This window comes from Prolixibacteraceae bacterium (assembly GCA_019856515.1).
GTDB lineage: Bacteria > Bacteroidota > Bacteroidia > Bacteroidales > Prolixibacteraceae > Halosquirtibacter > Halosquirtibacter xylanolyticus.
Map to the genome: position 1 here is coordinate 1,862,847 of CP082230.1, position 13,094 is coordinate 1,875,940.

Consider the following 13,094-nt stretch of genomic DNA (forward strand, 5'->3'; position numbering starts at 1 on the left):
GTGTGATGCAGTAGACATTTTCTCTTCTTATTATTTATAACTAAGGGAGAAATACTGAGTAAGCATCTGTAACAAATTAAATAAACAAAGATGAAGTCAGTTTCAATTAACGGATCAGTAAGAGCTGAGATTAACAAGAAAGCAACAAAAGCGTTGCGTAATGCAGGACAAGTACCATGTGTACTTTACGGTGGAGAAGCACCAGTTCACTTTTCAGCTGAAATTAACGAGTTCCGTAAGATTGTTTACACTCCAAGTGTATTCCTTATCGACTTAACTATCAATGGAAAAGATTGTAAAGCAATCATGCAAGACATTCAATTCCACCCAGTTTCAGACGAGATTCTTCACGTAGATTTCCTTGAGATTTCTGATGACAAAGCAGTGAAGATTGACGTTCCTGTTAAACTAGAAGGATTCGCTAAGGGTATCCAACAAGGTGGTAAGTTGAAGCTTAACCTACGTACTTTACGTGTTAAAGCACTTGCAAAAGACCTTCCTGATACAATTTCTATCGACGTAACAGAACTAGGTCTTGGACAGAGTTTCCGTGTTGGTGAAGTAGATGCTTCAGGTCTTGAGCTTCTTAACTCAAAATCTACTCCAGTTGCGACAGTAATGATTACACGTGCTGCTCGTGCTGCAATGAATGCTGCAAAATCAGGCAACTAATGATTGTCTTGCCTTCTTGGCAAACATTCTATGATATAAAAGTTTGTGAGGGTAGTTTACTACTCCTTACAAACTTTTTTTAATATATAATAATACCATGAAATATCTAATTGTTGGCATTGGGAATATCGGTGCCGAATACGAAGAGACACGACACAATATCGGTTTTAAAGTTTTGGATCAATTGGCTAAAGAGAAAGGGGCCGAATTCAAAGCTGGTAGACATGGTGCCATCGCCGAAGTAAAGCATAAAGGACGAACCTTAGTTCTATTAAAACCATCTACCTACGTTAACCTTAGTGGAAAAGCCGTTAATTATTGGATGCAACAAGAGAAGATCTCTATCGAGAATGTTATGGTTGTAGTCGATGACTTAGCATTACCATTTGGAAAGCTACGTATACGTGCCAAAGGGAGTGATGCAGGTCATAATGGGATCAAGGATATTACAAAAACTCTTGGTCGAGCAGACTATCCAAGGTTACGTTTCGGTATTGGAGATGATTTCTCTAAGGGAAGACAAGTAGACTATGTTTTGGGAGAGTGGAGCAAAGAAGAGAACTTAGATCTTCCCGCACATATGGATGCAGCTATAAAAGCGATTGAATCATTTGCATCTATAGGCATCGAAAGAACAATGAATTTTCATAATACGAAATAATCGCTATCTTCATATAATTATTCATTATTTGGCAAACAAATATTGGTTATGGAAGAACAAATAAGGGTAGACAAATGGCTTTGGGCAGTTCGAATATTCAAGACCCGGAGCATTGCTGCCGAAGCAATCAAAAAAGGTAGGGTTACGGTTAATGGTTTCCCAGTAAAAAGCTCTCGTACAGTTAAAGTCGGGGATAAGGTCGAAGTCAAAAAACAACCAATCACATACAGCTTCAAAGTCGTTGGAATTATTGGCAAACGTGTAGGAGCAAAACTAGTGCCAGACTACATGAAAGACATTACTCCAGAATCAGAACTCGCTATTCTAAAGACACAGAGATATGTGATGAATGGTATTCGAGACAGAGGGACTGGACGCCCTACGAAAAAGGAAAGAAGAGATATAGATAGCTTTCAAGACTACGATGATCTCTTCGACGAAGAAGAGGATTAATGAATTAAACGACTCGTCTAATGTATATAGCGGAGAAAAAGAAGAGAGAGAATATTGCAGAATATATTCTCTATTTATTCCAAATTGAGGACCTTATTCGCTCACAATCCTTTGCTGAGGATAAGATCCGTCATAATATTGTGGATAAATATCCAGTAGAGGATCTTGAGAAAGAGAAAATCATTCATTGGTATATGAATTTTGCTGAGATGATGAAGCGCGAGCATCGTGAAGACAAAGGGCATATGCAGTTCATCAATAATCAGATGAATGATCTATTCGAATTTCACTCATTGGTTGTAAAGAGTAATAAATATCCTCAATACAATGAAGCATATCTGACAGTTCAACCGAGTCTTGTGGAGCTTGCTACTAAAATGGGAGATCAGGCAGAGAATGAGATCCAAGTATCTTTCTCTTTTCTATATGGAGTAGTACTACTTCGTATGCAACAGAAAGAGGTGAGTGAAGGGACATTAAAGGTATCTAAAGAGATCTCTACGATGTTGGGCATGCTAGCCTCTCTATACAAAAAGAATCAAGAAGAGGAGTTAGATATATATTAATCACTCTTCGTGTTGATATAAAAGAGGGTATTCATATGGTATGAATACCCTCTTTTTCATATCTGAATTTATATATTATCAACCAGATTACTTTAAGGAAACAATAGAAATTCCAGATCCACCATATTGCACTGGAGCATCTTTAACACTTCTCACCATCGGCTCAACATTTAACTGCTTGCGGATTAAATCTCTCAAGATACCACTCCCTTTTCCATGGAGTATACGCAATTCACCTTCACCCAACGTAATAGCCTGATCTACGAATTGCTGTACTTTTCGCAAAGCATCCTCAGCTCTTTCTCCCCTCACATCAATCTCAGATTTAAATGTTAGTTTCTCTTCTGAAATCTTTTCATTAATTAATCCTAATGTTTTATTCTTTTGGATCTTCTTCGCAGAACTCGTCGAAACGACTTCTAACTTATCTCTCTTCAAGGTAGAACGAAGCATACCAAAAGCTACGATAACATTGTTACCGTCCATCTCAATCACTTCCCCAACATTTGACTGCCCTTTAATACGAATACTGCATCCAACTTCTAGAGGTAAGGTTTTAATCTTTGCAATAGGGGTGTCATCACCTTTAGATTTAGCCGTTTTACCTCCTTGCTGAGAAACCTTCTTTTTAATATGCTCCTCTTTCTCTTGAAGCTTCTTCATTTTACGCTGAATCTTCTCATCTTGAACGGATGTATTGGCAGCCACCTCATCCTTAAACTCATTCAAACTCTGACGCAATGATCGTGTAAGTTCCTTATCAGCTTGACTCTCACGAATCTCTCTTACTGTCTTCTCGATAATCTTATTCGAGTTCTTCAGTAGGATATCAGCCTCTTGTTTTGCACGATCAATAATCTCTTTCCTTTGTTTATTTGCCTCTTTAATATCGAGCTGATACTTTGAAGACATCTCTTCTAGCTGCTTCTCAAGTTTACGAATATCGGAACGTTTATTTTCCCAGTAACGTTTATCTCTTAGTACCTCTCTTAGGTGTTTATCAAAATCGATATGATCCTTTCCTAATTTATCCGTTGCTTCCTGTAGAATGGTTTCAGAGAGCCCAATCTTTCTAGCAATTTCAAAAGCAAAAGAACTACCAGGTCTACCAATAGCTAGTTGGAATAAGGGTTCCATTTTATGCGCATCATATAGCATTGCTCCATTCTCAATTCCTTGACAAGAAGACGCGAAGTGTTTAAGGTTAGTATAGTGCGTTGTTATGACACCATATACCTCTTGTTTATTCAACGTATTTAAAACAGATTCAGCAATAGCTCCTCCAAGCATAGGCTCAGTACCAGAACCAAACTCATCAATAAGAATCAAACTTTTATTGGTTGTATTCTTAAGGAAATATTTCATATTGGTCAAATGAGAACTATAAGTACTCAAATCGTTATCAATAGATTGTTCATCCCCTATATCCACAAAAATACCATCAAACACTCCAATATGGCTATCCACTTCCATCGGAGCCAACATTCCTGTTTGAATCATATACTGTATTAAACCAGCACTCTTCAAGCAGACAGACTTACCTCCGGCATTGGGTCCTGAAATAAGAAGAATACGTCCTTTATGATTCAGGTCAATATCTAAAGGTACGATTTTACGCCCCTCTTTCCTCAGGTTCGCTTCTAACACAAGATGACGAGCCTTGTGCCACTTCATAGTAGGATACTTATGTAGTGTCGGCATCACACAGGAGGTATCTTTAGCAAAAACAGCTTTCGCTCGAATAAAATCTATCGTTCCTAATATTTCATGTGCATAAAGAAGAGCCTCAATATAAGGACGAATCGAATCAGTAAAGTCAGTCAATATTCTAATCACCTCGCGACGTTCAGCATACTCTAACTCTCTAATCGCATTATTGGTCTCCACAATCTCTGTAGGCTCAATATAGGCTGTCTTTCCAGTTGCAGATTCATCGTGAACTATCCCCTTCATTTTTCGTTTAAAAGAGGATGGGACAGGGATTACAGCTCTACCATCACGCATACTCACCGCCACATCAGAATCAACATATCCCTCCTTTTGCATTCGTCTTAAGATCGAATGCATCGTTTTAGACACAGATGACTGACGATCTAATATCTCACGACGTATACGAGACAAATCGGCCGAAGCATGATCTTTAATCTTTCCATGCTTGGTCAAGATATCATCAATACGCTGATAGATAAAAGGGAATATTTCGATCTCCTTAATCACTTTTTTAAGTGCAGGAAATTGATCAGACTCGCTATTTTTAAAGAAGTTCACGACACCACGGATCGACTCCAATGATTTCTTTAACTCAAATAGCTCTTTCTCATCAATGAATGTACCTTCTATTTTCGCTTTGTGCAGTGCCGGTCGAATATCACCAAAACTTATGGTGGGAAACTCTCGATCACCAAGTAATATCGAAAGGAACTCTTGTGTCTCTAACATGGCAGTTTGAATCACTTTGTACTCTTTCATAAACTGAAAAGAGCCACAAATTTCACGTCCAAGATGACTCAAGCATCTTTTCTCTAACATGAATCGTATTTGATCGAAACCGATCTTCTGCTCGAAATTAGAAGGATAAATATTGTACATTCTTTAATATATTTGTTCTATATAGAGGGATACCCCCTAACTGTTATTGAGGCGCAAAGATACGAAACAGAGATCACGCATGAAATAAAAACAGGATGGATATTATACCAATTACATCAATAAATAAGCTATATCCTTTCGTTCTATTTATGCTTTAATGTAAACACCGTCACTTCTGGCCAAATTCCCAACCTTCCAGGATAACCAATAGATCCAAAACCTCGGTTCACATAAAGTTGCACGCCATTTTTCTCATACATACCAGCCCATTTGGGATATATATATTTCACTGGACTCCACTTAAAAGATCCTATTTCAATTCCAAACTGCATCCCATGCGTGTGCCCACTTAGCGTAAGATCTACTTTAGGAACGTTATTAGCCACAACCTCTTCCCAATAAGAGGGATCATGAGATAATAATATTTTAAAAGTACTTTGATCCATATGTTCAAATGCTTTATCCACATCACCCAATTGAGGAAATGGAGGTCTACCCCAATTCTCCACACCACCTAATCCAATTGTCTGCTCTCTCTTCTTTAGTAAGATAGACTCATTCTTTAACCAACGAAATCCCATCTTCTTTTCCAACACCTCAAGAAGCGCTTCCTTATCCTCTTCATAAAATGCAGACTGTCGATGTCTTGCCATCTCATAGTCATGATTCCCCATAATGGTATACTTACCATCTTTGGCATCTAACTGTGAAAAGATCCGAATAAACTTCTTCGCTTCACTTGCCCTAAAATTCACAAGGTCACCAGTAAAAACAATCAAATCAGGGTTTAGATCATTGATTCTTTGGACCACTTTCTCCACGGGTTTCATTCGATCAAAAGTACCGAGGTGTGCATCTGATAGTTGCACAATACGATAGCCATCAAAATTCTCTGGTATTTTACTAGATGCGATCGTTTGTTCATGGAACTTAAAATTATATTTTCCCCAAACTACCCCATAAACTAATGATGTAATAAGGGTTATTCCCACAGATAAAGAGATATAGCTTACCACTTGTCGCCATCCTTTGGTCTCCATTTCAACCGATAATACCTTTTCAAAAATATATGCAAATATTCTTCCTATATCACCAACGAAGAAAATTGCTCCCATAATCACTTTTGCGATAAGGAAGGCAAAAACAATTCCCACCATCAAGTTATATCCCAAAGTAGCATTAACAATGGCTTCGTGACTATTTAGATAGATGACATAAAAAAGCGTCATATAGACCAATATAGAGACAAACCAATAAGCCCAACGATAAATGGTACTATGATTTGCAATCGTATTTAAGAACCAACGATACGTATAAACATCACTCAGAAAGAACAGAGCGAATATGAAGTAAAAATATATAAAACGCATACACTTTTTAATTTACAGAAAGAACATAAAATCTATCAATTCACTATTTTGATTCGATATAACAACAAAAATAGTGAATCTATGTTCTACTGATTCCGATAGCATATACAAAAAAGGCGGAAACCTTATTATTTTTAAGATTTCCGCCCTTTTTATGAGTATAATTAAGATGCCTACTCTTTCATATTATGAAAAACGTTGGTTACATCTTCATCCTCTTCCAACTTCTCTAGTAACTTATCCACATCTGCTTTCTGATCCTCTGTAAGTTCCTTAATATCTGTTGGGATTCTCTCGAATTCTGCTCCTTTGATCTCAAAGCCATTCTCTTCGAGAAATTTCTGAATATTACCATAAGACTCAAAAGGGGCATAAATCACCAATAGTTCGTCCTCTTCAAAAATTTCCTCAACACCATAGTCAATCATTTCAAGCTCTAGCTCTTCTAGATCTAAGCCATCTTTCATCACTACTTTAAAGTGGCACTTATGCTCGAACATAAACTCTACAGAACTTGTTGTTCCAAGAGCTCCGTTACATTTGTTGAAATAACTACGAACATTAGCTACTGTACGTGTATTGTTATCTGTTGCAGATTCCACCATAATAGCGATACCATGAGGTGCATACCCCTCATACGTAATCTCCTTATAATCTTTCTGATCTTTCGAAGAAGCTTTCTTGATCGCACGTTCAACATTATCTTTAGGCATATTCGCAGCTCTCGCATTTTGAATTAATACCCTTAAACGTGCATTTGATTCAGGATTAGGCCCTGCTGCCTTAACTGCAATAGCAATCTCTTTACCAATTTTAGTAAAGGTTTTTGCCATGGTTCCCCAACGTTTAAGCTTTCGTGCTTTTCGATATTCGAATGCTCTTCCCATTGTTTTATCTTTTTTTTTATTAATTCTATGTTCGAACCACAAATTTACAAGGTTTCCATTTCAAACATAGCTTTTTATAAAAAAAATATGTCTTTAAAGGCAAAAATCACTCCACAACATCTACTGATGAATGTTCCATACTTTCTTCAGGAACTAAAACATCCATAAATATCTCTTCATCCACATCACCAATCAGCTCTTCTAATTTACTCCTCATACCCTCTTGTAACTTTTCCCTAGCCTCTTCTACTCCTTCGGGAGAGAAAGTCAAATGTTGTTCTGAAATGCGCTTATCATCAGGATATCTGTCAAAACAACCTGCTGCAACTAAGGACAACAAACAGTTTTTGATCTCCTTCTCTTCATATGGTAGCAGAGAACCTAGTTTCTCTATTAACTCACATAGAAGATGTCCCTCATATGCTAGTCGATAGTGATCAATTTGCGCCACGATATCATCAAATACTCTACCATCAAAAGCTTTGAACATTGGTGTTCCTTTTGACAACATTTTCTTATAAAATGGTATCGTATGAACAGGTGATAATGATGTGATATGTGGTTCATCTATATAACCAGGGATAGTATGCTTTTTAAACACTACACGATATTCACTAGGCGCTTTAAACACCACCTTACAGCTACTCTCATAAGTGATAAAACGTAGAAAATCGATTAAACGAACAAAACCCAAATTGAAGTAATTAAACGTTCCTAGTCGATACTCCATAATTTGACTAAATATCGAAATATTAAGTCCAGAACCATGAAGCAGCACTTCGGCATCAGGATTTTGAGAAAGAAATACCAAACACTCTTTGGCAATACCAACCACTTGATCCTTTTGCTGCAGTCGTAAAGGATCAAACTGTCGAATAAAAGCCATTACAATAGGATCATTTGTATTTACCCCCTCAACATGTATTTCGGGCTTCACGTAAGGTTCATTCAACCACAAGAACTGGTCACTGACAGCCTCGAATATTTTATTCGTAGCACGTTGATAAGCACAACCAATTACCTTCTTGCCATATTCATGCAACTTTTTCGCTAAAGACGAGAATCCACCATCGCCACTCACAATAACAAAAGTATCGATATGCTCACGAGTTAAAGCCATCTCAACAGCATCAATTGCTAGTTGGATATCGGAAGCATTCTTTTGCGTCCCTTTTCCAAAACCAAACATCTGAATCGGTTCAATTCCTAATTCATTGATATCATCACGTAAATGCTTCAGCCTAGGATCGCTCCAATTGGCATATGCTCGCTGAATACACGGAAGTCCATTATTTAACTCTTGAATATTTCGAAAGATCTCTTTAAGAGAGAGGGTTTGGATAAACTCTGTTTTTCCATAACCACCGATAAGGTTCTCTATATCGTATAAGATAGCTGTATTAAATTTCATGGACTTCTAAATTAAGTGATAGGCAATTGGTCATTCTACATTCATTGCTCATATACACTAATTTAACACTTATAAACAGAAAATAAAAATATCACAACAGATAAATTACTTAATGCTATTTTTTTTGTTTTTTCAACTCTATCAACAGATCTCTTAAATGGGCTGCCTCAAGAAAATCAAGATTTTTAGCAGCTTCTTTCATCTTATACTCCACTTTCACAATCTCTGTCTCCAAATCTCCTTTTACACTGTAACCAGCAGCTTGTTCTGCAACTAAACCATGGCCTATATTATTCGGATCGTAAATCTTGCTTTGATCAATTTTTTGTGATTGACCTACAATAGCCCTACTCGCTTTTATAATAGGTTTAGGCTCTAATCCATTTTCCTCATTAAAACGTTGCTGTTTCTCCCGTCTATCTTCGGTAGAATCAATAGTCTTTTGCATAGAACGTGTGACCTTATCTGCATACATAATTACTCGACCATTCACATTTCTCGCTGCACGTCCAGCAGTCTGTGTTAACGAACGCTCTGACCTTAAGAATCCCTCCTTATCAGCATCAAGTATTGCAACCAATGAGACTTCAGGAAGGTCTAATCCCTCCCTCAACAAGTTAATCCCAACCAACACATCATATTGACCTGCACGAAGGGCTTCCATAATCTCAATACGATCTAAAGTATCCACATCGGAGTGTATATATGCTGTAGAGATACCTAGATCTTTCAGATACTTGGTCAACTCTTCTGCCATTCTTTTGGTCAAGGTAGTTACCAAGATTCTCTCCCCTTTGTCTTTGGTCTTATGAATCTCTTCAATAAGATCATCCACTTGATTTGATACTGGACGCACCTCAATAACAGGATCTAAAAGACCTGTTGGCCTAATGACCTGTTCAACAATTACACCTTCGGACATCTCTAATTCATAATCGGCAGGTGTAGCACTAACATATAATATTTGATGGATAATCTGTTCAAACTCCTCAAATTTCAATGGTCTATTATCCATAGCTGCAGGCAAACGGAAACCATACTCTACCAAACTACTCTTTCGAGAACGGTCTCCTCCATACATGGCACGTATTTGTGGTATTGTCACATGGCTCTCATCTACAATCATCAAGTAGTCCTTTGGAAAATAATCTAAAAGACAGAAAGGCCTTGAATTCACTTCTCGTCCATCAAAATAACGAGAGTAATTCTCTACCCCAGGACAGTAACCCAACTCTTTCATCATCTCCAGATCATACTCTGTACGATCCTTAATTCGTTTGGCTTCCACTGGCTTTCCTTCTCTCTCGAAATAACCAATTTGTTTCACCAAATCATCTTGAATTTCACGAATAGCTCTTTGCGTTCGTTCCTGAGTTGTAACAAAAATAGTTGCAGGAAATATTACCAACTCATCAACAGCCTCAATCACTTTCGCAGTCAATGGATCTATGGTAAAGAGTTCATCAATCTCATCCCCCCACATGCAGATACGATAAGCATAATCAGCATATGCTGGATATATATCAATTGTATCCCCTTTTACTCTAAACTTTCCTCTATCAAAATCAATCTCCGTACGAGAGTACATAGCATCCACCAATCCTCTCAAAAGCGCATTTCGACTAATTACATCTCCGACTTTTACCTCTGTTACATTAGAGTGAAAATCTTCGGGGTTACCAATACCATAAAGGCACGATACCGAGGAGACAACAATCACATCACTTCTTCCAGAAAGTAATGCAGAAGTTGCGCTCAAACGCAACTTCTCTATCTCTTGATTAATCGATAAATCTTTCTCAATATAGGTATCTGTAGTAGGAAGGTAGGCTTCAGGCTGATAATAGTCGTAATACGACACAAAATATTCCACAGCATTATTTGGAAAGAACTGTTTCATCTCCGCATATAACTGTGCCGCTAAGGTCTTGTTATGACTCAATATAAGCGTAGGTCTTTGTGTCGTTTCGATCACATTGGCCATGGTAAAAGTCTTTCCAGACCCAGTAACACCAAGCAACGTTTGGTGCCTCACTCCATCTTCAACCCCTGCTGACAATGATTCTATTGCAGCAGGCTGGTCTCCCATAGGAGCATAATCAGATACTATATTAAATTTCATATCAATTATTTCCTTGTCAATTTCAATACAACTGGATAGTGGTCACTATATCCACCATAGTAGTTAGGTCCACCATAGGTCTTTGAAGGAGAAGTCTTTCCCAAATCCGACTCAAAGGTAAACCAATCTTCAATAAATATCTTTGTAGGAAATGAATCTGCTCTCTTCTCCATAGATGCAATCTCCACCCCTAGACCTTTACTCTTCTTGATCACATTAGACGAAACAATCATATTGTCTAACATATTCCACATACCATGGTAGTTATAAGTTCCCTTTCCTTGTTTATCGTAAAAATACATTAGATTATATAGTGTGCCATCATTCTGAATCGTTGATATGTCACTTGGCAAATCCCCTGCACGAAGAACATCATTCAAAGCATACTCATTAGGATCCTCATTCATATCTCCCATGATCACAATATTCGCTTTGGGATTATCAGCTATAACTCGATCCACATCTCTTCTTAAGATGGAAGCTGCAATCATTCTCTTGGGCTCAGACTTCTCTGATCCACCCCTACGAGACGACCAGTGATTCACATAAAAAGTAAATGTCTCTCCAGCTAGTTTTCCAGTCACACACAAGATATCTCTTGTAGTGAACTTAGGGTCACTCAATAACGTAACAGGAAGGACTTTTTCAGACTTCACCTTAAACAGTTTGGGATTGTACAATAATCCCACATCCATTCCACGATAATATGGGCTCTCAAAATGAGATATTGCATAGTTAGCATCCTTTAAAGCGGCACTATTAGCCAAATCTTCTAAAACCTTTCTATTTTCTATCTCACACAAGCCAATCACTGTAGGTAAAGTGCCATCCGCACTTGCAGCCAACACTTTGGCAAGATCCTTGATTTTCTTCTGATAACGATCCTCTGTCCACTTCTTATAACCATCGGGAGTAAAGTCATCATCTTTTGTATTCGGGTCATTACTTGTGTCAAAGAGATTTTCTACATTGTAACTTACAACGGTCACCTTCTTTTTTCCCGATCCCATTTGGCACCCTACAAGAAAAACAGTTAATAGCAGTACCAATAGGGTGTTTTGTGTCGTCTTATTCATAGGTTCATAGATTTAATTTATTTGTCTTTGTTAATTTATCGTCACGATAGTACAAAAGCCATTGAGATAAAAAGATGATATTACTCACCTGACAGTGTCCAACCTTCATCTTCACCAATAGTAGTTTGATAATATTTAGTCACGTCCACCACCTGCATTCCTCCATCTACAGCGGCTTGGATACCCAAGGCACCGTCCTCAAAGACAAGACAATTCTCTGGAGCTACATCAATAAGTTCAGCAGCCTTCAAGAAGGTCTCAGGGTGAGGTTTGTGGTGCGTTACATCCTCAGCACAAACCATTTTATCTTTCAAAAAATCTAACCCCAATATATCTAACACCTTACTCGCAGAATATCGATCTCCACCAGTTCCACAGGCCATCGGTAATTTTCCTTTATATTTTTCAATAATTTGCATCACGGGACCAACAGCTCTCACTTGATGCATATGATTTAAGTATGTCTCTTCTTTCTCCTTTGCAAATTCTGCAGCACTCCATTGCTTTCCATATCTCTTACGAACGATCTCACAAGTTTCCAAAGCGGGTATTCCTGCCAGTTCTAAGAAAAGCTCTTTCGTATAATCCACCCCATACTTCTTAGCTACTTTTTGGAATACCAAAAAATGTACAGGCATTGAATCTGCAATAGTACCATCAATGTCGAATATCAATCCTTTTATATTCTTCGAAACTACAATCTCCTTCTCCATAAAAAATATCGTTTAGAATAACAAAAATACAAAAAAAGAGTGTGTGATGACTTAGATCCATTCTCAAAATTTAGTTAATACACATTTTTACACTACATTAGTACACTATTAAACATTACATTGTCTGAATAAATACTATAAAATGAAGAACGACATTTATCTCATGGCCACCATCCCACAATGGACTATTTTTCTTGGAATCATTAGTTTCTTTTGGGGAGTGATAGAGAAAAAGATCAAATATGCAAAGATCGGAAATTACTTATTTATTGCGACAACCATCATTGCAGTAGCATCTCTTCTATTTGGGAATTTTGGGGAGATAAAGACTCCGACAGATACAGGAGCTATTATGAAATTACTCTGCTTGGGTAATATTCTTCTTGGGGTGTTTGCTTCATCAAACCTTTGGGTTCAGATGAAAAAGAACAAAAATAATAAGTGGCTCTCTTTTGCAACATTTATCGTTGCGATCTCCATCTTTATGATGTACTACAATGTTCTTCAGGGAGCTTTTGAGAAATAAAAAAAAGGACAGCACCACCTGTCCTTTTTACTGAACAATAAAACCAAC

12 protein-coding genes are annotated in these 13,094 nt (G+C 37.6%); 5 read left to right on the forward strand and 7 right to left on the reverse strand.

Going from position 1 to position 13,094, the window contains the following annotated elements:
- The first annotated feature begins 90 nt into the window (after positions 1–90).
- The 4 genes from K5X82_06455 (at position 91) to K5X82_06470 (ending at position 2,352) form a co-directional block, all read left to right on the forward strand.
- Positions 91–672 carry a 50S ribosomal protein L25/general stress protein Ctc gene (locus K5X82_06455; GenBank protein QZT38530.1) on the forward strand — a complete coding sequence of 194 codons (582 nt, stop codon included), beginning with the start codon at positions 91–93 and terminating at the stop codon, positions 670–672.
- Between the two features lie 97 nt (positions 673–769).
- Complete coding sequence (gene pth, locus K5X82_06460; GenBank protein QZT38531.1) at positions 770–1,333, forward strand: aminoacyl-tRNA hydrolase; 564 nt, start codon at positions 770–772, stop codon at positions 1,331–1,333.
- Positions 1,334–1,375: 42 nt separating this feature from the next.
- Positions 1,376–1,786: an RNA-binding S4 domain-containing protein gene (locus K5X82_06465; protein QZT38532.1), complete on the forward strand. Its 411-nt coding sequence runs from the start codon at positions 1,376–1,378 to the stop codon at positions 1,784–1,786.
- Positions 1,787–1,806: 20 nt separating this feature from the next.
- Positions 1,807–2,352: a DUF4924 family protein gene (locus K5X82_06470; protein ID QZT38533.1), complete on the forward strand. Its 546-nt coding sequence runs from the start codon at positions 1,807–1,809 to the stop codon at positions 2,350–2,352.
- 87 nt (positions 2,353–2,439) lie between these two features.
- Here K5X82_06470 and K5X82_06475 read toward each other — a convergent pair whose 3' ends face one another.
- From K5X82_06475 to K5X82_06505, 7 genes are all read right to left on the reverse strand, one after another.
- On the reverse strand, positions 2,440–4,941 hold the full coding sequence (locus tag K5X82_06475) for a Smr/MutS family protein (GenBank protein ID QZT38534.1): 2,502 nt from the start codon (positions 4,939–4,941) through the stop codon (positions 2,440–2,442).
- 143 nt (positions 4,942–5,084) lie between these two features.
- Entirely contained in the window at positions 5,085–6,311 is a 1,227-nt protein-coding gene (locus K5X82_06480; protein ID QZT38535.1) for a metallophosphoesterase, read from the reverse strand.
- A 173-nt stretch (positions 6,312–6,484) separates the two neighbouring features.
- Positions 6,485–7,198 carry a YebC/PmpR family DNA-binding transcriptional regulator gene (locus tag K5X82_06485; protein ID QZT38536.1) on the reverse strand — a complete coding sequence of 238 codons (714 nt, stop codon included), beginning with the start codon at positions 7,196–7,198 and terminating at the stop codon, positions 6,485–6,487.
- Between the two features lie 106 nt (positions 7,199–7,304).
- Complete coding sequence (locus K5X82_06490) at positions 7,305–8,609, reverse strand: NYN domain-containing protein (GenBank protein ID QZT38537.1); 1,305 nt, start codon at positions 8,607–8,609, stop codon at positions 7,305–7,307.
- 115 nt (positions 8,610–8,724) lie between these two features.
- On the reverse strand, positions 8,725–10,737 hold the full coding sequence (gene uvrB, locus K5X82_06495; GenBank protein QZT39097.1) for an excinuclease ABC subunit UvrB: 2,013 nt from the start codon (positions 10,735–10,737) through the stop codon (positions 8,725–8,727).
- Complete coding sequence (locus tag K5X82_06500; protein ID QZT38538.1) at positions 10,737–11,807, reverse strand: hypothetical protein; 1,071 nt, start codon at positions 11,805–11,807, stop codon at positions 10,737–10,739. The genes uvrB and K5X82_06500 overlap by 1 nt, the downstream gene beginning before the upstream one ends.
- Before the next feature lie 80 nt (positions 11,808–11,887).
- Positions 11,888–12,520 (reverse strand): HAD-IA family hydrolase, encoded by a 633-nt coding sequence (locus K5X82_06505; GenBank protein QZT38539.1) that lies wholly within the window; start codon positions 12,518–12,520, stop codon positions 11,888–11,890.
- A 142-nt stretch (positions 12,521–12,662) separates the two neighbouring features.
- Here K5X82_06505 and K5X82_06510 point away from each other — a divergent pair, with 142 nt between their 5' ends.
- Positions 12,663–13,046 (forward strand): hypothetical protein, encoded by a 384-nt coding sequence (locus K5X82_06510; protein ID QZT38540.1) that lies wholly within the window; start codon positions 12,663–12,665, stop codon positions 13,044–13,046.
- Positions 13,047–13,094: the final 48 nt, after the last annotated feature.